Annotated in this window: 21 protein-coding genes; 15 read left to right on the top strand and 6 right to left on the bottom strand. The window is 59.2% G+C overall.

Annotation, left to right across the window (positions count from 1 at the left end; all coding sequences use genetic code 11):
- Positions 1 to 5: 5 nt before the first annotated feature.
- The 3 genes from ACNA0I_RS02490 to ACNA0I_RS02480 form a co-directional block, all read right to left on the bottom strand.
- Positions 6 to 2,372, bottom strand: coding sequence for a TonB-dependent siderophore receptor (locus tag ACNA0I_RS02490; RefSeq protein ID WP_415804478.1), 2,367 nt, complete (start codon positions 2,370 to 2,372; stop codon positions 6 to 8).
- Positions 2,373 to 2,668: 296 nt separating this feature from the next.
- On the bottom strand, positions 2,669 to 3,640 hold the full coding sequence (locus ACNA0I_RS02485; protein ID WP_415804477.1) for a FecR family protein: 972 nt from the start codon (positions 3,638 to 3,640) through the stop codon (positions 2,669 to 2,671).
- A gap of 105 nt (positions 3,641 to 3,745) precedes the next feature.
- A complete protein-coding gene (locus ACNA0I_RS02480) occupies positions 3,746 to 4,306 on the bottom strand; it encodes a sigma-70 family RNA polymerase sigma factor (RefSeq protein ID WP_415804476.1) in 561 nt (186 codons plus the stop codon).
- 406 nt (positions 4,307 to 4,712) lie between these two features.
- Here ACNA0I_RS02480 and ACNA0I_RS02475 point away from each other — a divergent pair, with 406 nt between their 5' ends.
- The 6 genes from ACNA0I_RS02475 to ACNA0I_RS02450 are packed head-to-tail and all read left to right on the top strand — an operon-like array spanning position 4,713 to position 9,625.
- Positions 4,713 to 5,384, top strand: a complete 672-nt coding sequence (locus tag ACNA0I_RS02475; protein WP_415804475.1) for an RraA family protein — start codon at positions 4,713 to 4,715, stop codon at positions 5,382 to 5,384.
- Between the two features lie 8 nt (positions 5,385 to 5,392).
- Positions 5,393 to 6,619 (top strand): aminotransferase class I/II-fold pyridoxal phosphate-dependent enzyme, encoded by a 1,227-nt coding sequence (locus ACNA0I_RS02470; RefSeq protein WP_415804474.1) that lies wholly within the window; start codon positions 5,393 to 5,395, stop codon positions 6,617 to 6,619.
- An 18-nt stretch (positions 6,620 to 6,637) separates the two neighbouring features.
- Complete coding sequence (locus tag ACNA0I_RS02465; RefSeq protein WP_415804473.1) at positions 6,638 to 7,468, top strand: ABC transporter substrate-binding protein; 831 nt, start codon at positions 6,638 to 6,640, stop codon at positions 7,466 to 7,468.
- A 21-nt stretch (positions 7,469 to 7,489) separates the two neighbouring features.
- Positions 7,490 to 8,194, top strand: coding sequence for an amino acid ABC transporter permease (locus ACNA0I_RS02460; protein WP_415804472.1), 705 nt, complete (start codon positions 7,490 to 7,492; stop codon positions 8,192 to 8,194).
- Positions 8,195 to 8,201: 7 nt separating this feature from the next.
- Positions 8,202 to 8,894: an amino acid ABC transporter permease gene (locus ACNA0I_RS02455; RefSeq protein ID WP_415804471.1), complete on the top strand. Its 693-nt coding sequence runs from the start codon at positions 8,202 to 8,204 to the stop codon at positions 8,892 to 8,894.
- A gap of 8 nt (positions 8,895 to 8,902) precedes the next feature.
- Positions 8,903 to 9,625 (top strand): amino acid ABC transporter ATP-binding protein, encoded by a 723-nt coding sequence (locus ACNA0I_RS02450; RefSeq protein WP_415804470.1) that lies wholly within the window; start codon positions 8,903 to 8,905, stop codon positions 9,623 to 9,625.
- Between the two features lie 65 nt (positions 9,626 to 9,690).
- Here ACNA0I_RS02450 and ACNA0I_RS02445 read toward each other — a convergent pair whose 3' ends face one another.
- From ACNA0I_RS02445 to ACNA0I_RS02435, 3 genes are read right to left on the bottom strand one after another with little or no spacing between them, the layout of a single operon-like run.
- A complete protein-coding gene (locus tag ACNA0I_RS02445) occupies positions 9,691 to 10,596 on the bottom strand; it encodes a LysR family transcriptional regulator (protein WP_415804469.1) in 906 nt (301 codons plus the stop codon).
- Between the two features lie 9 nt (positions 10,597 to 10,605).
- Entirely contained in the window at positions 10,606 to 11,577 is a 972-nt protein-coding gene (locus ACNA0I_RS02440; protein ID WP_415804468.1) for a Bug family tripartite tricarboxylate transporter substrate binding protein, read from the bottom strand.
- 8 nt (positions 11,578 to 11,585) lie between these two features.
- Positions 11,586 to 12,512, bottom strand: a complete 927-nt coding sequence (locus tag ACNA0I_RS02435; protein WP_415804467.1) for a LysR family transcriptional regulator — start codon at positions 12,510 to 12,512, stop codon at positions 11,586 to 11,588.
- Between the two features lie 191 nt (positions 12,513 to 12,703).
- On the opposite strand from ACNA0I_RS02435, the gene ACNA0I_RS02430 reads away from it, so the two are divergent.
- From ACNA0I_RS02430 to ACNA0I_RS02390, 9 genes are all read left to right on the top strand, one after another.
- Positions 12,704 to 13,681 carry a tripartite tricarboxylate transporter substrate binding protein gene (locus ACNA0I_RS02430; protein ID WP_415804466.1) on the top strand — a complete coding sequence of 326 codons (978 nt, stop codon included), beginning with the start codon at positions 12,704 to 12,706 and terminating at the stop codon, positions 13,679 to 13,681.
- Between the two features lie 194 nt (positions 13,682 to 13,875).
- A complete protein-coding gene (locus ACNA0I_RS02425; protein ID WP_415804465.1) occupies positions 13,876 to 15,375 on the top strand; it encodes an aldehyde dehydrogenase family protein in 1,500 nt (499 codons plus the stop codon).
- Positions 15,376 to 15,436: 61 nt separating this feature from the next.
- On the top strand, positions 15,437 to 16,411 hold the full coding sequence (locus ACNA0I_RS02420; RefSeq protein WP_415804464.1) for a Bug family tripartite tricarboxylate transporter substrate binding protein: 975 nt from the start codon (positions 15,437 to 15,439) through the stop codon (positions 16,409 to 16,411).
- Between the two features lie 36 nt (positions 16,412 to 16,447).
- Positions 16,448 to 19,423 carry a xanthine dehydrogenase family protein molybdopterin-binding subunit gene (locus tag ACNA0I_RS02415; protein WP_415804463.1) on the top strand — a complete coding sequence of 992 codons (2,976 nt, stop codon included), beginning with the start codon at positions 16,448 to 16,450 and terminating at the stop codon, positions 19,421 to 19,423.
- Entirely contained in the window at positions 19,420 to 20,268 is an 849-nt protein-coding gene (locus ACNA0I_RS02410) for an FAD binding domain-containing protein (RefSeq protein WP_415804462.1), read from the top strand. Before ACNA0I_RS02415 ends, ACNA0I_RS02410 begins: the two co-directional genes overlap by 4 nt.
- Positions 20,265 to 20,777 carry a (2Fe-2S)-binding protein gene (locus tag ACNA0I_RS02405; protein ID WP_415804461.1) on the top strand — a complete coding sequence of 171 codons (513 nt, stop codon included), beginning with the start codon at positions 20,265 to 20,267 and terminating at the stop codon, positions 20,775 to 20,777. Before ACNA0I_RS02410 ends, ACNA0I_RS02405 begins: the two co-directional genes overlap by 4 nt.
- A gap of 2 nt (positions 20,778 to 20,779) precedes the next feature.
- Positions 20,780 to 22,327 (top strand): AMP-binding protein, encoded by a 1,548-nt coding sequence (locus ACNA0I_RS02400; RefSeq protein WP_415804459.1) that lies wholly within the window; start codon positions 20,780 to 20,782, stop codon positions 22,325 to 22,327.
- A gap of 42 nt (positions 22,328 to 22,369) precedes the next feature.
- Positions 22,370 to 23,812 (top strand): UbiD family decarboxylase, encoded by a 1,443-nt coding sequence (locus tag ACNA0I_RS02395; RefSeq protein WP_415804458.1) that lies wholly within the window; start codon positions 22,370 to 22,372, stop codon positions 23,810 to 23,812.
- The gene (locus ACNA0I_RS02390) at positions 23,809 to 24,417 is read left to right on the top strand and encodes a UbiX family flavin prenyltransferase (protein ID WP_415804457.1); all 609 of its coding nucleotides are present in this window, start codon (positions 23,809 to 23,811) and stop codon (positions 24,415 to 24,417) included. Before ACNA0I_RS02395 ends, ACNA0I_RS02390 begins: the two co-directional genes overlap by 4 nt.
- Positions 24,418 to 24,426: the final 9 nt, after the last annotated feature.

Here is a 24,426-nt window from a genome sequence, read left to right as displayed (position 1 = left end):
GTGACCTACCAGCGATAGGTCGTACTCAATGTAACCAGACGTCCCGTGCCGTACGAGCAAGACCCACACTCGGTGCACTGGCTGAAATATTCCTTGTCGGTCAGGTTGCTGGCGTTCAGTGCCACGCGCCAGTGGCGATTTTCCCAGGCCACCATGGCGTCAAACAGCGTGACAGATGGCGTTCTGGGCACATAGGAGCCGTCGTTGGGCTCGTCGACAAAGCCGCTGGCGTAATGCACGCCAGCGCCGGCGGTAAAACCGTCCAGATTCCCGATCGCGAACTTATACGTTCCCCAGAATGCGGCCTGCCTCTTCGGCACCCCTGTCAATTCCCGGTCGACATTCAAATACGTAAAACTGGCGTTGATGTCCAATTTCGGGGTGATCGAGCCCACCCATTCCAGCTCCAGCCCGGTGTTCCGGGTCTTGCCGCGCTGTGCAACCTCCGTCTGGGAAATTTCCACAGTACGGTTGGTCTCGCGCAGCTCAAATATGGCCGCCGATGCGCGCCAGTCTTGCTCTGGAGGTTGATACTTGAGGCCTGCCTCCCACTGTTTGCCGCGCAGCGGGCGCAGCCGTTGGCCGTAATCCGTATTGGCCTGAGGTTGGAACGACTCGGCATAACTGACATAGGGCAACAGGCCAGGCACGATTTCGTACATCAGGCCCACTCGCACCGTATTGGCTCGATCATTGCGGTCTTCGGCTCCGTCTTCCCAGTTGGTGGATTCATCATGCCGCCAACCCGCCAGCAGGATCCATTGCCGCCACCGCATTTCGTCTTGAATATAGACGCCTAGCTGCTTGACCCCGTTGGCGGCAGTGGGCTCCAGATCCGGCCGCGTATAGCCGCTGTTGTAGATGGGATTGAAGACATCGATTGGGGGAACACCGCCGCCATCGGCCAGGCCGTAGTCATCGATGCCCGAGCCCCTGACGCGATAGCGCATGATATCCAGTCCCACCAGCAACTGATGATCCACGGCGCCAGTCGAGAATTTACCCAACAGGTTCTGATCGGCGGCAAAGATGCGGGTATGTTTTTTCCAGAAATAGGCGGCGCGATTCAGCACGCGTTCTTCGGGATCCAGGTACGGCGCATAGACGTCAAAGGCTCCATAATCGGTCTTGTTGTCAGTCCATCTCGTGTTCTGGCGAAACGTCCATTGCTCGTTAAACGCATGGCGAAACGACCAGCCGGCTTGCCAACTGTCGGCATCGAAATAGTCTAAATCCGGCTCACCCACGAACGTATGCCGGGAAATCTTTCCATTGGGGTTCGACAGGATCGTGCCATTCCAGGGCAGCGTGCTGCCTGAATCACCGTTGGCCCGGTCCTTTTGCCACTTGAATCGTAACGTCAGCTCGGTGTTGGCGCTGGGGGCCCACGTCAGTGAGGGAGCAACTACCTGCCTGTCGTCCTGGCCGTAGTCGAGCTGCGTGCCGCTTTCCCGGCCCAACGCCACCAGCCGATAGAGCAGGGTGCCGTCTTCATTCAATGGCCCGGTCAGGTCCGCCTGGATTTGTTTTTTATTGTGATTTCCGACCTGAACACCGACTTCGCGTTGGGCTTCGGCCTGGGGCTGTTTACTCACGTTGTTGATCAGACCGCCCGTGCCGCCTTGGCCATACAGCATCGAGGCCGGTCCGCGCAGGACTTCCATGCGTTCCATCAGATAGGGCTCGACGCGTGCCGTGCTGTTCCAGTAGTTCACCCGGTCTTTCAGGCCATCCAGGTAGATGTCTTCAATCTCGACCCCACGTGCCTGCACTGCATCCAGCCGGGAACTCGTGCCATACATCGACGTGCGTACGCCCGCTGTATAGGTCAACGCCTGATCCAAGGAGCTCGATCCTGTGTCGCGGATCTGTTCGGCAGAGACGACCGAAATCGACTGAGGGGTTTCCACAATCGGCGTGTCGGTCTTTGTGGCCGTTTCGCTATTTCGTGCCATATAACCGATCACGGGGCCGGTACCGCTTTCAGTGCGGCCTGTGATCGTGACAGTGGGAAGCTCACTCACACTGGAGGCCGGCAGGGCCTTGAGTATGTAGCGGTTATTGGCATCCGGCGTCGCCTGCAGGCCCGTGCCGGACAGCACATTCGCCAAGCCTTGCGAGACCGTATAGTTGCCTTGCAGACCGGCACTGTTTTTTCCATCGGCCAGCTCGATCGAGCCCGCGAGGTAAATGCCCGATTCACTGGCAAAGCGGGTCAACACGGTGCGCAGCGGGCCGGCGGGGATGTTGTAGCGGCGCTGCGCAGGCGCCGTGACAGCCGCCGCCTGTGCGATGGCGCTGTCGGCAGCATGGGCGTATCCCGGCATCCCGGCAGCCGTCGCGATGACAGCGGTGAGGGCGCCCAGCTCCATCCAGACCGCCCAGGACCTGCGGATAAATCGATTCTGCTGCGGCCGTTTTGTGCCGAGGCCCAGAGGGGCCGATCGGATCGAGCGGCATTGCGGGCGGCGGAGAACATGCGACGAGCGCCAAGGCATGAGAATTCCTCTTCACAAAGTGGGTGCAACAGGGGCCTTGTCTGTGCGAACACCTGTCGCGACCTGAGACGTGCGGCCCTCTCTATCTCTAAATCAATCGAGAGGGCGAAAAGCGGAACTCACACGGTCAAAAAAGTCAGGGGCTGTTTTGTGCCGGGATAACCAAACGCTCAGCGGGATTGAGCAGGGGCCGGCGTCGCGTCGCGGCTACTGATTGAAATCCACCACGGCAGCGGTTTACGTACCTGTAGCGATGCGACGTCCGCCAGCATGGCCAGCGTGCCATCCACGTCACGCAACGGAAATGTCCCGAATACGCGGCGCTGTGCGACGGCCGGATCCAGTGCGATATGTCCTGTGTAATAACGATTGAGTTCGTGCACCACGGCCGCCAGCGACAAGTCCCAGGCAATCAACTCCCCGCGGCTCCATGCCTCTCGCGCAGGGTCGGCCTCTGTGGCATCGGCAATGCGATTCGGACTGAACCTCGTCTGTTTCCCCGCAGCAATAACGGTTGTCGCGTTGTTCGCGGCGGTTCGGATTTCGACCGCGCCGTCGTAGACAGCCAGAAAGGTCTGCTCGGGCTCGCGCCGGACCGTGAAGCGTGTGCCCAGCGCGCGCAATTGCCCTTGCGGCGTCTCGACCACAAACGGACGAGCGTCTCCGTGGGCCGTCGATACCAGGACTTCGCCGGCGATCAACGTGAGCTTGCGCAAACTCGCCGACATATCGGCGTTGACCGCACTGCCCGCATTGAGCCAGATGCGTGAGCCGTCGGCCAACTGGATTTCGCGGATGTCTCCGGTGCCGGTGCGGTAGTCTGCGGTCCAGGCCGAGAGAACCCCAACGATCGGAGTATGTGTCCAGCCGATCAGGCCCAGCCCCGCCACGGTGCCGAGTCCTGCCAATACGCGTCGGCGGGATCGCTCGCGGGTGTGCACATCGTGGACCTTGGAGGCCAATAGTTTCGGATCAGACGTGTCCTGCAAAGGAGTCAGCACGCGTTGGCTCACCGCTTCCACATAGGCCCAGGCGTGCCGATGCTGCAAGCTGGCGGCCAGCCAAGCCTGCCAACGGGCACGGTCAGCCGCGCGAGCTTCGCCGGAAATCAGCAGGGCATACCAGTGTGCAGCTTGTTCCATCGCCTCGTGCGAAGGCCCATTCTCTTCACGGCGACTGCCCGGTGGCACGGAGTTGATGGAGGACATTGCGGGCATGGGGTTATGGCAGGTCTAGGAGCACGCGCATCACACAGCGGGTGCGGTTCGCAGTTCAGCCGCCGTCTGGACCGCGTGGGCCTGCATACAGCGCAGCATGGCCTGCGCGACGTACTTGCGCACCATGCGCGAGGACACGCCGAGTTCGCTGCCCACCTCCGATGCCGTCATCCCGCACACGGTCGACAGCAGGAAAGCCTGGGTAGCCTTGGCGGACAGGCCTTGCAACAGCGTTGCGATCTCGTGCAGCGCCTCCAGCACAATCGCTTGCCGTTCGGCCGAGGGCGCGACATCCTGGGGCTGCGCAGCCAGCGTATCGAGCCACGCTTGTTCGATTTCCCTTCGGCGCCACAGATTGATGCACATGCCTTGCGCCATGGACCGCAAATAGGCGCGGGCCTCCAGCGGACTATGAAATCCCCGTGGTGCGGGCTTCATGATCAATCGTAAAAAGGCCTCGTGTGCCATGTCGGCCGCGTCGGCGGCGTTGCCCAGGCGCCGTTGCAGCCACGTCCTGAGCCAGGAGTGGTGCTCGGCGTACAGCGTATCCACCGATGGTGGCGAAACGTAAGGGAGGGACGCGGCACTCACGGGCGGATTCCGGGGGGTAAATTGCCAAGTTGGGGATAAAGGAACTGATGATATTAATAGAAATCGTTCTTATCTTGAATTCGGGCTGACCCGTGGTATGGGCAAAGGTATTGAACCGAGTCGTGTAACGGTCGATATGTGGTTAAAGCGCTCGCAGCACGCTAGGGGATTTCCCGCATCGAGGAGCCAAAATGGTGCGGTGCCGCACGATCAGGCGCTCAGTTAGCGCGGTTTTTACAAAACGATATAAGCCATTGTCATAAAACAATAAAACGCCCACATCCGTAGGTTTGAGGGCAGTGTATGGTGGGTAATATTCTTAAAAGGAATGAAAACATAGGCGTTTAATTCCCTTTTGGCGTGTCCATGTTTTTTGCATGATCCAGGCTTCTGGAGACCGAACCCCATGCAAAACGCTTCGCCATTTACCCTCAATGCCGCCGCTCCGGTGCTTAGCGCCGAGTTGGCAAATGCCTTGCACTCCATTGTGACCCCGCACCTGAGCGACAACATGCATCGCCAGAGCGGGGTTGTCGGTTTGAACCGCTATAACCGCAGCGGCAAGCTGGTCGGCAGTGCGCTGACGGTCAAGACCCGCCCCGGCGACAACCTGTTCATCTACAAAGCCATGACCTTGATCCAACCGGGTCACGTGCTGGTCGTTGATGCCGGTGGCGATCTGACCAACGCCTGCGTGGGCGAAATCATGAAGCGTTATCTGCAGCAGCGTGGCTGCGTTGGTCTGATCGTCGATGGCGCGATTCGCGACGTGGCGGCCTTCGAGAATGATTCATTCCCGTGTTACGCCCGTGGTCACGTGCACCGTGGCCCATACAAAGACGGCCCCGGCGAAGTCAACGTGCCGGTCACCATCGGCGGGCAGGTCATCCAGCCTGGCGACGTGATCGTGGCCGACGAAGACGGCATCGTGTCGTTCCCGGTCGCTCAGGCTGACGCCTTGGTAGAGAAAGCCCGCGCTCACGCTGCAAAAGAAGAGCGCATCATGGCCGAGATCGACAGCGGCGCCGAGCGCCAAAGCTGGTTGCACGCCGTATTGGAATCCAAGAACCTCCTGTAAATCGCATCATGACTGCCAGCAACACGAATCAAGCCGCTTCTTTCCTCGCGCAACGCATGAGCGCGATCAAGCCATCGCCCAGCATGGCGGCCAAACGCAAGGTCGATCAGCTGCGCGCCGAAGGCCGGGAAATCGTCGACTTCACCATCGGCGAGCCAGATCTGAAGACGCCTGCGCATATCGCACAGGCCGGTATTGCCGCGATCAAAAGCGGCGAAGTGAAATACACCTCGTCCGCCGGTATCCGCGAACTGCTGGTAGCTATCCAGCAAAAATTTCAACGTGAAAACAAGCTGTCCTTCGAGCTGGATCAACTGGTCGTCGGCACCGGCGCCAAGCAGCTGATTTTCTCGGCGTTGCAGGCAACATTGAACGCGGGCGACGAGGTCATCATCCCCACGCCGTACTGGGTGTCATATCCGGACATGGTGTTGTTGAACGACGGCAAGCCGGTCATCTTGCCCACGACCGAAGCACAGGACTTCAAGGTCACGCCCGAGGCCCTCGAGGCCGCGATCACGCCGCGTACCAAATGGCTGTTGCTCAATGCCCCGAACAACCCGTCAGGCGCGATCTACACCGAAGCCGAGTTGAAAGCCTTGCTGGCTGTGATCGAACGCCATCCGCAAGTCCTGCTGATGGTCGACGAGATCTATGAGCACTTCTGCTACGACGGCCACTACATTTCGCCGCTGGCCGTGAATCCCGACCTGGCATCTCGCGTCATGTTGGTCAACGGCGTTTCCAAGGCTTACGCCATGACCGGCTGGCGCATTGGCTATGCAGCTGCCCCTGCCTGGTTGGTGAAAGCGATCTCGACACTGATCTCGCAATCCACCTCGTGCGCCAGCCAGATTTGCCAAGTGGCTGCTGCCACGGCATTGACCGCAGACCAGCAATGCGTGGCCGATACCGTGGCCATCTACAAAGAGCGCCGCGATACGATCGTCAGCCTGCTCAATGGCATCGAATCGATGAGCTGCCCCAATCCAGCCGGCGCATTCTATGTGTTTCCCAACATCCAGGGCTTCATCGGCAGGAAAACACCCGATGGTAAAACCATCACCAACGACCTGGAGTTTGTGCATTACCTGCTGGACGCCGCTGGCGTTGCCGTGCTGGACGGTACCGCTTATGGCAACCCCGGCTACCTGCGTATGAGTTTCGCCACCGATCTGGAGACCATCAAGCTCGGCTGCGAAAAACTGGCGCAAGCTTGCCGCCAACTTCAATAACACTCAAGGAAGGAAATCATGGTCTTCAAGAATATTCTGAAGTGCCTGCCCCTGGTGGCTTGCCTGGGCATGGCAAACGTCGCGCACGCCGACGCGCTGTCCGATATCAAAGCGCGCGGTACCCTGGTGTGCGGCACGCTCGGCACCTCTGAGCCTTTTAGTTTCCAGGATCCCAAGACCCGTCAGGTCGTGGGCTACGAGGTCGATCTGTGCAACAAGATCGCCGATGACTTGGGCGTCAAGCTCGAAGTCAAAATGATTTCCGTGGCAGCGCGGATTCCCGAGCTGGCCGGCGGCCGTGTCGACCTGGTGGCAGCCAATCTGGGTTGGACTCCCGAGCGCGCGCAGCAGATCGACTACAGCTACCAGCACTACGTCAGCCCGCAGAAAATCCTGATTCGTCGCGATGACGCCGGTACGTTCAAAACGAATGGCGACTTGGCGGGCAAGCGCGTGAGCGCCGTTGCAGGCTCATCCTCGGAGTCGGGTGCGAAACGTCTGATCCCGGATGTCACCACCGTGACGTTCAAGGATCCTCCGACCGCCTTTGTGGCCCTGCAACAGCGCAAGGTCTCCGGCTTTGTCGGCTCGGAACTCATGCTGTTGAAGTTCAAGCAAGAAGCAGAAACTTCGCCCGTCAAACTCGACATCATCGAAGAGCCGTTGTTCGTCGAGCCGTGGGGTATCGGGATGCGTAAAGGCGAAGACGGACTGCGCAATGAAGTGAACAAGGTCCTCACCAAGCTGGAGACTTCCGGCGAGCTGCAAACCATTTTCGACCGTTGGTTTGGCCCGGACACCAAGTTCCCGACCAAGCGCGTGTTCAAAGTCGAAGAAATCAAAGGTTGATACCGGCAGGGCGGGTAGCTTATGAACTACACATTGGATTTCGGTGCGTTACTCAGTAACGGCTACCCGACGTTGATCTTGGGTGGATTGCTCACCACCCTGAAAATGACCTTGTTTGCCTGGGTGTTGGCGTTCGCGCTGGGCAGCGTGCTTGCCGTATTGCGCATGCTCAACATCCGGGTCTTGAATTATCTGGTCATCCTGTATGTGGCCTTTCATCGCAACGTGCCGATGTTGGTCCACATCTTGTTGTGGTATTTCGGTGTGGCGTCCCTCATGCCGGTCGCGGCGGACGACGTGATCAATTTCGTGGGCGGCGAGTTCTTTTACGCCACGATAGCGGTGGGACTCGTGACTGCGGCCTACGTCAGCGAGGACCTGCGCAGCGCCATTCGCGCCATTCCGCGCGGCCAGATGGAGGCCTCGCGCAGTCTGGGGCTGAGCTATCTGCGCACCATGCGCAAGGTCATCTTGCCCCAGGCTTTCAAGATCTCTATCCCGCCACTGACGAACCAGACCCTGCTGTTGTTCAAGAACACCAGCCTGGCGATGGCCATCGGCTTGATCGAGTTGACGGGTGCGGGTCGCGAAATCGAATCCGCGACGTTCAAGACATTCGAAATCTACACTGTCGTGACGGTGTTGTATCTGGTGATCTCGCTACTGCTGATGCTGGCGGGAGCCTATCTCTCAAAACGGGTCGCATACGTGACCAAGACCCGGTAAGGCCGTCATGCTCGAGATACTTTCCGATAACTGGTTATTGTTGCTGGTGGGCCAATGGCCCAACGGCCCGATGGGCGGACTCGTCGCAACGATAGGCTTGGCGTTGGTGAGTCTGGCATTGGCGTTCCCTCTAGGCGTGTTGCTGGCACTGGGCCGCATCAGCTCGCACAAAATATTCTATTGGCCCGCTACGGCGGTGGTGTATCTGGTGCGCGGCTTGCCGCTCATCATGTTCATTTTCTGGGCCTATTTTTTCCTGCCGCTGGCCATCGGCACCTCCGTCAGCGGTGTGGTGACCATGGCTGCCGCATTGATTCTGTACGAGGGCGCGTACCTGTCCGAGATCATCCGCAGCGGCATCCAAGCGTTGCCTGCAGGCCAAATGGAAGCCGGCCGCTCGCTCGGATTGAGCCACATGCAGACCATGCGCAAGATCATCTTGCCCCAGGCGCTGTACAACACCATTCCCAGCATGCTCAGCCAGTTCATTTCTACGGTGAAAGAAACCTCGCTGGGTTTCGTCATCAGCGTGCATGAGCTGACCTTTGCTGCCTCGCAGGTCAACAATATTCTGCTGACCAAGCCGTTTGAAGTCTTTGCGCTGTTGGCGTTGACCTATTTCGTGCTGAACCTGATTCTTACCGGCGCCGTCAAACTCATTGAGATCCGCATGAGCGGAACCCGGCCCGTCGCAGCCTAGGCTTACCCATGATCGAATTCAAGAACGTCAGTAAATGGTATGGCGAGTATCTCGCTCTGGACAACATCAATGCCCAAGTGCAAAAAGGCGAGGTCCTGGTGGTGTGCGGCCCCTCCGGGTCGGGTAAGTCCACGCTGATCCGCACCGTCAATCGCCTGGAGCCAATACAGAAAGGCAACATCGTTGTCGATGGCGTCGACGTCTACAACTGTGGATCAATCGACGATATGCGCAGCCATATTGGTTTCGTCTTCCAGCAGTTCAATTTATTCCCGCATATGAATGTGCTGGAAAACCTGATGATGGCGCCCGTGTTGCTCAAGCGGCTGAACAAGAACCAGGCTCGCGAACATGCAGTAGCCTTGCTCGAGCGTGTAGGCATGGGCCACAAGGCCGATGCCTATCCTGGCCAGCTATCGGGTGGCCAGCAACAGCGTGTCGCGATTGCCCGCGCCCTGGCCATGAAGCCGCGCATCATGCTGTTTGACGAGCCTACCAGCGCCTTGGACCCGGAAATGGTCAATGAAGTCCTGCTGGTCATGAAATCGCTCGCCGCCGAAGGCATGACCATGGTGTGCGTGACTCATGAAATGAACTTCGCGCGCGAGGTCGCCGACACGGTCTGGTTCATGGACGCAGGCCGCATCGTCGAACAAGCACCGCCCAAGCAGTTCTTTGAGCAACCGCAGACTGATCGCGCACGCAAGTTCCTATCCGATATCAAGCATTGAGCCTAGGGGCCCAGCACCGAGCGTCAAAGCTTCGATATCAAACCGTTGGTGCCAACGGCCTGGCGTTACGCGCTGAGCCCGCCATACGGCTGAGAAAAATCGCACACCTCGCGCGCGATGCGCGCGATTTCCTGATAGAACATGGTGTTCGACTGTTTGGCATACATGGCGCAGTACAGCGACGAAGGCATGGCCTTCGTCGTGCGGGCGACTACCAGTTTGCGGCTCGCAAACAGCTCTGAAAAATAGTCCTCTGGCATGCAGGCCACGCCGAACCCGGCCACCGCCATCCCTACCATCGCCTGCAGGCTGTTGATGGTGAACAGATTCGACTGCGGCGTATACGGGGCAAACCACTCGTCATAAATCGCATTCAGACCCGAATCCGGGTCCTGGCGAATAATGTTCAGCCGGGACAGATCCTCTGGGGTATAGACCTTGGTCGGGGAAATCACATCCGGACTGCCTGCCCACGAAAAATTCACCTGTGCGATCGGCTCGGCCTCCAGAAACGGATTGCGTAATTCCCGATGCAGGATCGCCATGTCCAATTGCCCTTGCAGCAAGCTCTGCTGCAATTGCCAGGCCAAGCCGATTTTCGGCAATACGACCAGTTCAGGAAACAGCGTTCGCAATTCCGTCATCAGCTTGGGCAGCCAGGTCATCGCCGTGATTTCCGTAATGCCCAAACGCAGCGAGCCCGAGAAAGGCTTGAAGCCTTTCATCTTGAGCAGCATCTGATCGCGCCGTCCCAGCAGGTCCGCCGCCATATCCAGCAGCTCTTCGCCCATGCGCGTCAGCGTGGCCTTTTGGCCGCTGCGGTCAAAGATCTGGATACCGAAATTCGTCTCCAGTTCCTGAATCCGCTTGGTGATCGCCGATTGGGTGGTATTGAGCCGCTCTGCCGCATTGGCAAAGCCGCCCAGCTGCACCACCCAATACAGGGCTTCGATCTGCTTGAAGGTCAGCATGGCAGAGCGTCAGTCAACCGACGCACCCGATTTCTTGACGGCATTGCCCCATTTCGCGACCTCCTGGTCGACAAAGCGTTTACCCTCATCGGGGGTGTAGACCAACGGCTGCCCGCCTCGATCAGCCAAGGCTTTTTGCATCTCGGGCGACTGTAGAATCGCGTTGATTTTTTGGTTGAGGTACGTCACCACATCGGCAGGCGTCTGTGCGGGGGCAAACACCATGGCCCAACCCACCGCCTCAAATCCCGGCAAACCCGATTCCGCAACGGTGGGCACATCGGGCAACTGCGGCACACGTTTGCTCGTCGTGACGGCAAGCGCCACGGCAGCATGCGAACTGATGTGCGGCAACGCAGCCGTGACGGAGTCCACCATCAACGGGACATGATTGCCCAGAAAGTCTGCTTGCGCGGGACCACTGCCTTTGTAGGGAATGTGGCGTATCTCGACGCCGGCGTCGGCTTTGAACATTTCAGCCGAGAGGTGCTGCGTGCCGCCAATCCCTGCGCTGGCATACGCCAATTCGTTCGGTTTGGCCTTGGCTTTTTCTATCAATTGCGGCAACGAAGTGATGCCGCTATTGGGATTGGCCAAAAATACCAGAGGCACGGTAAAGATGCCGCCTACCGGCGTGAAGTCTTTCTGCAGCGAGTAGCCTGGGTTGCTATATAGCGTCTGGTTCACTGCAGCAGCGCTGCCGCCGACGACCAGCGTGTAGCCATCGGGCTCGGCGCGATGTACGAACTGCATACCGATGTTGCTGCCGGCACCTGCCTTGTTCTCGACCACGACTGGCTGGCCGACTTCTTTAGCCAACTGCTCGGCTACCATGCGGGCAAAAATATCGGTCGCCTGGCCCGGAGGAAAGGGCACGACGAGGTTGATGGGCCGTTCAGGATAGGCTGCATGGGCCGCTCCAGCGGCCGAGAGAATGATGCCTGCCATCAACGCGGCAAAGCGGGGGAATCGCTGCGACATAAAAAAACCTATTTCTTAGAGGATGTAGTGGATTGCTGGGATGTGTCCAACCGGCGCATATGTTCAGATAATAAAGCCACAAACGCAGAAGCCTCGGCGCTCAACGCGCGGCGCGGATGAGTGACGCGAGCGATTTGGCGAATGAGCCGCGGTGAAACCACCTCATGGCATTTCAGCCGGCCCCGTTGCTCCCGATTGCTGATCGCGACGCGGGGCAGTAGCGTAACAAATCGGGTGCGCTCTACAAGCTTGATGATGGACACAATGGAGTCGAATTCGAAGACGGGCGTCAGATCGATGTCCTCTGCCTGGGCGAAGCTCTCCAGAATCAGCCGCAGCCCATGTTTGCGCGTCGGCAAGGCCAGGTCTAATGCAATGACGTCGCGTAACGGCACGCTAGCCGGCAAGTGCTGGTGATAGTCGGCCCCCGTCACCAATACCATGTCCTCGTCGACAACATGTTCCAGGTTCAGCGCCAGCGGGCGACGGGGCTTGTTGATGAATGCGGCGTCCAGCTCGCCGCCGGCGACGCGGTCTGCCAGCGTAGCGCTATAGCCGTCAGTCACCGTCAGGGTGACCTTGGGATGCTGCGTCGTGAACTCTTCTACGGCATCCGACAACACGCCTTGAGCCACAGAGGCGATGATGCCGATGTTGACGTGCCCATGCAGCTCGCCGTCCTTGCGCAGGACTTGTTCACGAGCGTGCGTGAAATCACGCAAGATCGGTAAAAAAAGCCGGTACATCTGGCGCGCGGCCGAAGTCGGTTGCATGCCTTGTTGGCTGCGCTCGAACAGCTGTTGCCCCAGCTCGTCCTCCAAGCGCGCGATTTGCATGCTCAACGCCGGTTGCACAATGTTGAGCCGGCGTGCTGCGCGCGTGACGGAGCCTTCTTCAAAGAGGCAGATGAAATATTGAATTTGCCGGAATTCCATAGGGTCCCCAAAACATGGCGTGCTCAAGCACTGCGCAAAACTCAGATGTCTATTTCATCATAAATAGTGATTATTGTGATCATTAAAAATTAATTGACCTGATATATGCCCATTTCTAGACTCTCCGCACAAATAAGGCAGGCGGGGCTCCACGGCGCTGCCGCGCGCATTCTTTTAACGGAGGGGGGCACATGTTTCGAGAACTCAAACGTATCGCAGCCATCATGGCGGCTGCTGGGATGATGGTTTGCGGCGCAACTGCGCAGGCGCATGACTATCCGCAAAAACCTATCCATATCGTCGTGCCTTATCCGCCAGGCGGGTTCAATGACACACTGGGCCGCGTGGTAGCCAGCAAGCTGAGTGCGGCCTGGGGGCAGCCGGTAGTCGTAGACAATAAACCCGGAGCAGGAACCATCATTGGCACCTCGATCGTGGCCAAGGCCGCGCCGGATGGCTATACCTTGCTGGTGGCGCAGTTTCCCTTTGCCGCCAACCCGGCGTTGTATCGGTCCTTGCCCTATGACACGGCCAAGGATTTCGCGCCAGTGATCCTGGCAGGGCAATCTCCCATGCTGTTGGCCGTGCATGCCGACTCATCCTTGAAGAGCGTCGGCGCAGTGGTGGATGCCGCGCGTGCCCGCCCACGCCAGATCAATTATGGGTCCTCGGGCAGCGGATCTTCGAATCATTTGGCCATGGCATTGTTCGAGCGCATGGCTTCGGTGGAAATGACCCAGATTCCCTACAAAGGCAGTACCCCAATGTTGACGGATCTGGCGGGCGGCCAGGTAGAACTGGCATTCGATGCGTTCCCGCACGTTTTGCCGTTCATTCAGTCAGGCAAGGTGCGCGCCATCGCCATTGCTGACGAGCATCGGTCACCGTTGATGCCAGATCTGCCCACCGTCGCTGAGGCCGGCGTTCCCGGGTATCACGTTTCGTCCTGGCATGGCTTTGTCGCGCCTGCGGGGACTCCCGAACCGATTCTGCAGAAACTCAATACCCAGATTAACGCCATCCTGGCGACAGAAGAGGTCAAGAAAATATTTCGGGAGCAGGGCGTCGTCCCCACAGGAGGCAGCTCGGCGGATTTTGCTGCTTTCATCACGGCGCAAATGGACAAGTGGCGTCAGGTCGTCGTGGACGCTGCGATTCCTCTGCAATGAGAGCCTTGTCTTTTGTCCATGCCCCCGATCGCACTGATGGGGGTACATGCTGCCGGAATCATCAATGGCAGTTTGGTTATCACCATATATGATGAACTTAATAATTAAATATTAATTGACCTGATATTTACCGATATCTAGACTGCCCTCCTGACAAAACGAGGTTCACAAACCCGTACTTGATGGAGGCAGCAATGGCGCAACCCGCACACGAATCACAGGCCCGTAGCCAGCAGCAGACCAAGCAAGCGCTGAATCTGATCGCAGGCCGTTGGGCGACGGCAGAGGGCGGGCGTGTAGGGGTCAGGCACGATCCTGCTACCGGTGCTGTCGCCGGGTACTACGCCGACAGTGACGCCCAGGACGCGCAAACGGCTATTGCGGCGGCACACCAGGCTTTTTATGGCACCGCATGGGCGCAGAGCCCGCGCCGCCGTCAGATGGCAATGTTGCGTTGGGCCGATCAGTTGGAATCGCAATCGGAATCGCTGGCACAGTTACTGACCCTGGAAAATGGCAAGGTCCTGGCGCAGTCGCGCGGTGAAATCGCAGCGGCGATTTCCGAGATCCGTTACTACGCTGGACTGACCCGCCACATCCCGGGTCATGTCTTTGAAGTCGAGCCGGGCGCTTTCGCGACGCTGTTAAAAGAGCCGGCTGGCGTTGCTGGTCTGATCATTCCGTGGAATGCACCTGCGGTATTGCTTATCCGCGCCTTGACTCCCGCCATGGCGGCGGGCTGCACGGTGGTCATCAAGTCTGCATGGCAAACGGCGCGCTTGAGCGCGGCCTTGATTGCGCCCTTGGTGGGCGACCCTGATGTCCCTGCAGGCGTGGTGAATCTACTGACAGAAAGCGGGAACGAGGTGGCTCAAGCGCTGGTGTCCTCATCCGATGTGGATGTGATCAGCTTTACGGGGTCTAACGCGGTAGGACAGCGCATTATGGCTGCTGCCGCGCCAACCATGAAAAAGCTCTCGCTGGAGTTGGGCGGCAAATCATGCTGTGTGGTGTTCGATGATGTCGATGTGAAATGGGCTGCGCCGCGCTTGGCTGCGGCAGCCACCATCATCTCGGGCCAGCAGTGCACCGCTGCGCGGCGAGTGCTGGTGCATGCCTCGCGTTACGAGGAAATGAAGCTCGCGCTGCGTGATGCTCTGGCCGTACTGAAAGTCGGGCCGGGCGACGCGCCGGGTTCCCAGATCGGGCCGCTGATCGACCCCAACGCATTGCAGCAAGTGCAAGCAGGCATCGATGCCGCTCAGCAAACCGCAGACGAGGTGGTGCTGGCGGGGCATCGGTTGCAGGGGGAGCTCGCCCCGGGCTGCTTTATGTCGCCTTCGTTGGTTGCTCATCGAGATACCAATGCCTTTTTCGTGCAGGAAGAGATCTTCGGTCCCTTGCTGGTGCTGGAGCGATTCGAGGATGAGGCCGAGGCTGTCGCGCGTGCCAATCACACCGACTATGGCCTGTCGGCCAGCGTGTGGACACATGATGGTGCGCGTTCAATGCGTGTGGCTCGAGCACTACGCAATGGCACCGTGTGGATCAATGATCACAACAAACTGTTTGCAGAGGCCGAGACTGGCGGCTATCGACGCAGTGGCATTGGCCGTCTGCACGGCTTTGATGCGTTGATCGACTTCATGGAAATCAAGCATATCTACCAAGAAGCGGGCGTCGTAGGGCAATAACGCCACCCGCAGTTCACACATTAAGAAGAGGGCGAAAAAGCCCGCACCACGGAGACTATTCATGATTAAAACGATAGGGCGGTATGCCGCGGCAGCAATACTGGGACTGGCGGCTGGACATGCCACAGCGGTCGAGGCCGCCTATCCCGAAAAAGCCGTACGGATCATCGTGCCGTACACGCCAGGCGGTTTCAACGACACGATGGCGCGTCTGTTTTCAAAGAAACTGCAAGAGGCGCTGGGGCAACCCTTTATCGTCGAAAACAAACCCGGAGCAGGCACGATCGTCGGCACCGAGCAAGGCGCTCGCGCCGCACCGGACGGCTATACCCTGACCGTCGTCGGTTTTCCTCTGGTCGCGAATACGTTCTTGTACAAAAAGCTGCCCTACGATGGGCAGAAAGATTTCTCTCCCATTATCGTCGGCGCCCAGACACCTAATTTTCTGGTGGTAAAGGCGGATTCACCGATGCAAACACTGGCCGATTTTGTCAAACAGGCGCAACAGAAGCCGGGCCAGATGAATTACGCCACAGCAGGGATCGGCACCTCAAATCATCTGACCATGGCGTACTTCGAAGAGGTCGCCAAGATCTCGGCCATGCATGTGCCCTACAAAGGCAGTTCGCAGATGGTGACCGCACTGCTTGGCGGTGAGGTCGACGTTATGTTCGACAACGCGCCCAGCGCTTTGCCGCAAATGAGAGCCGGCAAAGAACGAGCCCTGGCCGTGACCAGCGATAACCGTTCACCGCTCGCGCCCGACATCCCCACCGTGGCCGAGCAAGGCTATCCCGGCTTTGGCGTATCCGTCTGGTACGGCCTGGCCGCCCCGGCAGGCACACCTGCGCCCATTGTCGAACGCTTGAACGAGGTCTTGAATCAAGCTTTGAAATCGCCGGAGGTCAAAAAAATCTTCGCGGATCAGGGCGTTGAGCCGGTCGGTGGCTCGGTGCAGAGTTTCCACGATTTTTACGCTCAGCAACTGAAGACCTGGGGCGCTGTCATCGAACGCGCCGGGATCAAGGCAGAGTGACACATATGGAACATCTCTACGCTTGGTAGCAACAATATGGACGCAAGCAATCAATCGACGCTGGACGCGACACGTAAGCATGTCGGAACGCGGCGGCAACGGGTAGAGGACCAGGCCATACTGACCGGACGTGGTCAGTATGGCGACGATGCCGCGTTACGCCCGGGCACCCTGCATGCCGCCATCGTGCGTTCGCCACATGCTCATGCGAAATTGACCGGTATCGACAGTACGCGAGCCCTGGCCTTACCGGGTGTACGTGCAGTGTTGACCGGACCGGACCTCGCGGCGTGGTCACGCCCATTTGTCGTCGGGGTCAAACAACCGATGGAGCAATGGTCGCTCGCCATTGACCATGTACGTTACGTGGGCGAACCCGTCGCCGTTGTGATAGCGGAAAACAGGTACCTCGCAGAAGACGGCGTGGATCTGATCCAGGTCGCTTATGAGCCGTTAGGCGCAGCCGTCTCGATTGATGATGCCATTGCGGACGATGCGCCAGTCCTGCACGAAAAGGTCGGCAGCAATATCGTGAGCGATCGCTCCTTTCATTATGGCGATCCGGAAGCCGCCTTTGCCGCTGCGGCACATCGAATCGGGTTGACGGTACGTTATCCTCGCAATTCCTGCACGCCTATCGAGTGTGCAGTGGTGGTCGCCGAGTACCTGTCGGTGCAGGACGGCTACGACGTGCAGTCCAATTTCATGGGGCCATTCTCGCTGCATACCGTAATGGCGTTGGCCCTCAAAGTCCCCGGCAATCGGCTGCGGCATCGCACCTTCGCGGATTCGGGAGGCAGCTTTGGTGTGAAGCAGGCCGTGTTTCCGTACGCGGTGTTGATGTGCCTGGCGTCACGCAAGGCAGGCGCACCGGTAAAGTGGGTCGAAGACAGGCTGGAACATTTGGCGGCCGCAACCTCGGCGACCGGGCGCTTGGCGCATATCGAGGCAGCCGTCGATGCAGATGGCCGCATTACCGCACTGTCCTTCGATCAATTCGATGATTGCGGCGGTTATCTGCGAGCGCCCGAGCCCGCTACGTTCTATCGCATGCATGGCTGTCTCACGGGCGCCTACGATATTCGCAACCTGGCCGTGCGTAACCGCGTGGTGCTGACCAACAAGACGCCCGCAGGCCTGGTGCGCGGTTTCGGCGGCCCGCAGGTGTATTTCGCGCTTGAACGCCTGATGCAGCGTATCGCGCAGCAGCTGAGTATCGACCCACTGGAACTGTATCGCCGGAACTTCATTGCGGCAGATGCTTTTCCCTATAGGGCCGCGGCTGGTGCCTTGATCGATTCGGGGAACTATCAGGGAGCGCTCGATTTGGTCCGCAACGAAGGCGGACTGGATCAATTGCTGGCGCGTCGTGATGAAGTACGCGCTCGTGGCGGGTTGTACGGTATCGGCTACGCGGCGATCGTCGAGCCATCGATCTCCAATATGGGCTATATCACGACGGTGATGCCGCGCGAGGCTCGTGAGAAGGCCGGACCCAAGAACGGCGCCATTGCCGCAGCGACGGTGGCGGTGGATCCCCTGGGGGGCGTCAGCGTGGTGATCGCATCGGCACCGGCAGGACAGGGACACAAAACTGTGTGTGCGCAGATCGTCGCCGATGTGCTGGGTGTCGACCCAGATAACGTCACCGTCAATATCGAGTTCGATACCCAGAAAGACGGTTGGTCCGTAGCGGCGGGGAACTATTCCAGTCGTTTTGCAGGGGCGGTTGCCGGCACCGTGCATCTGGCAGCGTGCAGGTTGCGCGACAAGCTGGCGAGCATCGCTGCGTCGCAACTCGGCTGCCAGACCGACGAGATTATCTTCGCCGAAGGGAAAATCGCGCCGCGCAATCGTCCCGAAGCGGCTCAGCCGTTTACCCGTCTGGCCGCCAATCCGCACTGGGCCCCGGCGCTGCTACCCGAGGGGGTTGAACCAGGTTTGCGCGAGACCGTGTTCTGGACGCCGCCGCAGCTGACTGCGCCAGATGATCAAGACCGCGTCAATACCTCTGCCGCTTACGGTTTCGCTTTTGACGTATGTGCAGTTGAAGTCGACCGCGTCACCGGGCGCGTACATATTGACCGCTACATCACCACGCATGACGCCGGCCGTATCCTCAATCCTGCACTGGCAGACGGCCAGATCCGCGGTGCATTTGCTCAAGGCCTGGGCGCAGCACTGATGGAAGAGTTCCGCTACGGTCAGGACGGCAGCTTCCAGTCCGGAACCTTTGCGGATTATCTCGTGCCCACGACCTGCGAAGTTCCAGAGCCAGTGATATTGCACATGGAAACGCCCAGTCCTTTCACCCCGCTGGGCGCAAAAGGCTTGGGCGAGGGCAACAACATGAGTACGCCAGTCTGTGTCGCCAATGCCGTAGCCGATGCGCTGGGCGTCAGTGATGTGACCTTGCCGCTGACGCCCTCTAAAGTCATGGCATTGATGGGTATGGCAGACCCGCCGCCCTCCGCTGGGTCGCAGGCAATACCCAAGGCATCAGCGAAAGGCGGTAAATCCCTGTCGGCCAGTGGCGAAGTGAGATTGGCGGCAACACCCGAAGCCGTCTACGCCGTGTTGATGGATCCGGCAGCGTTGGCCAAAGTTATCCCCGGCTGCAATGCTCTGACTCCGAACGGTGATAACCGCTATCGCGCAGATGTCACCGTGGGCGTGGGAATGATCAAAGCGCGTTATGCCGCCGAGGTCGCCTTGTCCGATCTGAACCCGCCGCATAGCCTGCGTCTGTCCGGGACGGGTATCTCCAGCGTGGGCACGGCCAAGGGCAGCGGCCTGGTGACGTTGGCCGTCGACGGCGCCGGCACCTTGCTGAGTTACGACTACGAAGCTGAAGTCTCAGGCAAAGTCGCCGCAGTGGGCGGACGGATGTTGGAGGGCGCGGCCCGCATCGTGCTGCGCCAACTTTTCGATCAATTGGGTCGGCAGGCCGCTGGCGAGACCAAGCCCTCCTGGTGGCGACGGTTGCTCGACCGTTGGGAACGCAAATCATGAAGCCGCAAGCCTTTGATTACATACGCGCTGACAGTGCACAAGATGCCGTCGATGTCTTGGCCGAACTGGGCTCCGATGGTCGCATTCTGGCCGGCGGCCAATCGTTGATGGCCGTGTTGAACATGCGCTTGGCCCAGCCGGGAGCGTTGATCGATATTTCCCGCGCCGCCGATCTGGACTATGTCAAAGCGGAAAACGGTTGGTTGACAGTAGGCGCTGCCGCGACGCAGGCAAAGGTGGAGTGGCGTGCGAATCTGCATAACGAAGTACCCATGTTGGCGCAGGCAATCCCTTTCATCTCGCATTTCCAGATTCGCAATCGCGGCACAGTCTGTGGATCTGTTGCGCATGCCGATCCCAGCGCGGAACTGCCATTGGTGTTGGCCGCTTTGGGAGGCGAGGTGCTGTTACGCACGCGCCGCAAGCAGCGCGTGCTGCCCGCGGAGGAGTTTTTCCAGGGCATGTTGATGACTGCGCGGGCCGCCGATGAAATTGTCGAGGCAGTGCGCTATCCCATGGCGCGGCCAGACACACGCTATGCCTTTGACGAGTTCTCTTCGCGACATGGCGATTTCGCCATCGTTTCCGTCGCGGCGGTAGCCGACGATAAGCAGTTGACACTGGCGGTCGGTGGCGTCGCCGACAGGCCTGCCGTGCGGCGATGGCCCAGGCTGAAGGGATCCGATCTGGAAACCGCTCTGAATGACTTTGCCTGGCAACTGGATGCGCAGGACGATGCACACGCGTCCGCGATATTCCGCCGTCATTTGGTACGCACGCTGGGCGCACGTGTATTGCAGAAAGTTGCCGGCAGTGACCACGAGATGATCGGGGGAAATTCATGAAACGATTAAGCCGCGAAGAGACCCACGTCGTGTCGTTCATTTTGAATGGCCAGCCACGCCGCGCAGCCTGCGAGCCGCGGACCTTGCTGTCCGACCATCTGCGCCATGGATTGGGGGCGACGGGCACGCACGTAGGCTGCGAGCACGGCGTATGTGGGGCTTGCACGGTGCTCATTGATGGGGTGGCCGGGCGTGCATGCATGACATTGGCGGTGCAGGCCGAAGGCCGCTGCATCGACACGGTCGAGGGGCTGGCCAATGACGAACGGGATCTGAATGATCTGCAGCGCGCATTTCGCCGGAATCACGCTCTGCAATGTGGTTTCTGTACCGCAGGGATCCTGATGTCCTGCCAGGATTACTTGAAACGCAATCCCGACCCGACCGAGCAAGAGGTGCGCGACATGCTGTCGGGGCATCTATGCCGGTGCACGGGCTACACGAATATCGTCAAGGCGGTCCTGGAAACGGCGGCCGAACGACGCGAAGCCTCACTGAAAGCGGAGTGAACATGCTGGATCTTGGAAGGACCTTTTTACAAAGCGTCGAGCGTAGTCCTGGCGCGTTGGCTGTCGCCGATGGGGACAGAGTATGCAGCTATGCTCAATGGCACGATGATATTGCTGCGCTGGTCGCAGGCCTGAAGGGAATGGGTTTGGGCCCAGGGGATCGCGTCCTGGTTGTGCTGCAGAATCGCTATGAGATGGCTACGCTGCATTGGGCTTGCCAATTTCTCGGCGTGGTGGTGACACCGCTGAATTGGCGCGCCAAAGAAGACGAGGTCGTCTATTGCATTCAGGATGCAGATGTCCGCGCGGTATTCTTCGAGCCAATCAGCGCCGAGGCTGTCGTGCCGGCCGCCGCTCAATGTAACGTGCAGACCGTGGCTGTCGGCGCCGTAGCGGCAGACTGCATTCGTTTCGCCTCTCTGATCGAGGAGCATCGGGGCGCGGCATTAGTGCCAGAGGCGAACGCGGACGACTTTTCTCTGATGCTGTACACATCAGGTACGACTGGAAAGCCCAAGGGTGTGCCCCGTCGTCACCGCCACGAGCGTGCCGCAGCGTTGGCTCATGTCGCACAGAATCTATATGGCCGTGGTGAACGCACATTGGGTGTCATGCCGCTGTATCACACCATGGGTGTGCGTTCGCTGCTGGCCATGGCACTGGTGGATGGGCTATTCGTGTGCATGCCGAAATTTGACCCGGCCTTGACCTTGCAGGCGATTGAACAACATCGTCTGAGTTGTTTGTATTTGGTTCCCACGCTGTATCACGACATGTTGACCTGCCTGGAGCAGCGCCGGACCGACGTTTCGTCCGTCAGCAAACTGGGCTTTGCTGGTGCGCCGATGCACGACGCGTTGCTTCAGCGCCTGAACCGTGTTTTCGAGCCGAAGCTGTTCGTCAATCACTACGGTTCCTCCGAGGTTTACACCTTTGCCGTCGATGCCGATGCGACGCGCAAACCGGGCAGTGCCGGCAAGGCCGGCATCAATACCCGGCTACGCGTGATTGCCTTGGGTGCCGACGACCCGGATAAGCTCGCTGCCCCCGGAGAGGAGGGCCAGATCATTGCGGATCTCGCCGGCGACGAGGCCTTCGAGGGCTACTGGAACCGCCCCGACGCCGATGCCAAATCCATACGCAATGGATGGTATCGCACAGGCGACACGGGCTACATCGATAACGACGGCGACCTGTTCGTCACGGGACGCGTGGACGACATGATCATCAGCGGCGGGGAAAACATCTCTCCCGTCGATATCGAGTCGGTGCTGTCTTTGCATCCGGCGGTTGACGAAGTGGCTGTGGCGGGCATGCCAGACGAGCGTTGGGGACAGCGCGTCGTGGCCTTCGTCAAGCGTAAAACTTCCGTAGAGGCTACGGAATTGGACGCTCATTGCCGCCGCTCCGATCTGCTCAATTTCAAGCGGCCGCGTGAGTATGTGTTCGTCAATGAAATTCCAAAGTCGCCTGTGGGAAAAGTGTTGCGCCGCAAGCTGACCGCGGGTGAGTACGTGGCCGATGCCGCTGCCGAGTCCGGATCCAAATAATCGGCGGCCGATCCCGCCCATGACAACGTCGAATTGAATATCATGATTTCTGAAGCTCGCAAAACCGTACACACCGACCTGCGTGGCTGGCTCAGCCACTTGTCCGCCACAGACCGGCTGGCCGTTATAAAGCCGGGGGCTGCTCTTGAACATGAACTCGTGGCGATCGCCAAGCTCCTGGACGGCCGGCGGGCGGCCTATTTTCCGCAACCAGATGGTCACAGCGTTCCCGTCGTCTCCGGTTTTATGGCGCGCCGTTCATGGATTGCAGAGGCCATGGGCGTGGCGGAGTCCGAGCTGTTGGCCACCTTCCGCAGGGCTGCCGAGCAGCCCTTGCCCAGTCAGTTGGTGTCGCAGGCGGAGGCTCCGTGCCAACAGGTTGTGCACCAGCAGCCTGATGTGCGTGCAGTGTTGCCCGTTCCCACCCACAGCGAACACGACAACGGCCCATACATCACGGCGGGTATGGTGATTGCGCGCAATCCCGCGACAGGCGTTCAAAACGTGTCCATCAACCGTATCCAGGTGCATGGCAAAGATCGCATGGCGATCCTGATGCTGCCACGTCATCTGTATGCCTTTTACAGAGAGGCGCAGCGGCGTGGAGAGGATCTGCCGATTGCGATCGTCATCGGAGCCGATCCTTTGACGTTGTTGGCTTCGCAGGCAATTACGCAGATTGATTACGACGAGTTGGAAATCGCCGGCGCGTTGCATGGCCGTCCGTTGCGTGTGGCGCAGTGCTTGACCAACGATGTGCATGTGCCCGCGGATGCGGAAATCGTCATCGAAGGCCGCATTCTATGTGACGAGCGCGAGATGGAGGGGCCATTCGGCGAGTTCCCTCGTTACTACAGTGCACGCGAACAGCGCGAGGTCATCGCCGTCGATGCGATCACCCATAGGCAGGCGCCGATATTCCATACCATCGTACCGGCAGAAATGGAGCACTTGTTGCTGGGTTCCATTCCGCGTGAAGCCACATTACTCGCCCATCTGCAGCGCAGTTTCCCGAACGTCCTGGACGTCCATCTGTCGATAGGCGGAGTGGGGCGTTATCACCTCTACGTCAAATTGCGCAAAACGCATGAGGGACAGCCAAAAAATGTCATCTTGTGTGCCTTTGGTGCCCACTATGACATCAAACAAGTGATCGTTGTGGACGAGGATGTCGAGGTCCACGATCCCCAGCAAGTCGAATGGGCCGTGGCAACACGTTTTCAGGCGGACCGCGATATGGTGATGATCAGCGGCGCGCAAGGTTCCGCGCTGGATCCTTCGACCACGGTGAGCGCCGGAGATGGAGTGGCGCCCGTGCACGAACAGGGCCTGAGCGCAAAACTCGGCCTGGACGCCACCCGGCCCGTGACCTATCACGAGCACACCTTCACTCGAGTGCGCGTGCCTGGCGAAGACTCGATAGACCTCGCTACCTGGATTGAGTCAGGACGGCGTGTCGATTTCACTTCGTTGACCCAATCATGACTGAGTCTATTCGCAGACGTCTAGTCGTTGCCATTACCGGCGCCAGCGGCGCCATCTATGGCGTGCGCATCTTGCAGGAGTTACGTCGTCACCCGGAATGGGAAAGCCATCTGGTGATGTCCAGTTCGGGGGCGCTGACTGCTGCGCAGGAACTGTCGATGAAGCGTTCCGAGATAGAAAGCCTGGCCGACGTGGTGCATAGCGTCAAGGACATTGGTGCGTCAATATCCAGCGGATCGTTTGCCACCGACGGCATGGTGATTGCACCTTGCTCGATGAAGACGCTGGCCTCCGTCGCACTGGGAATGGCAGACAACCTGGTCAGCCGCGCCGCGGACGTCGCCCTCAAGGAGCGGCGCCGCGTGGTGTTGCTGGCACGCGAGACGCCGTTGAATCTGGCGCATCTGCGCAACATGACCAGTGTCACCGAAATGGGAGCGATCGTTTGCCCTCCCGTTCCGGCTTTCTATAACCAACCAAAGTCCCTGGACGATGTGGTGAATCACACCGTGGGACGTGTGCTGGATCTCTTCGGTATCAAGCACTCCCATCTGCTAGAGCGCTGGGATGGACTTCGCAAACCCTTAGTAAACCAGGAAGCCTGACATCTTTGC

Source organism: Bordetella muralis (assembly GCF_965139205.1).
GTDB classification, from domain to species: Bacteria; Pseudomonadota; Gammaproteobacteria; order Burkholderiales; family Burkholderiaceae_B; genus Bordetella_A; species Bordetella_A muralis.
Note: the sequence above shows the minus strand (reverse complement) of the source record. Positions and strands in the feature narration are given on the sequence as shown.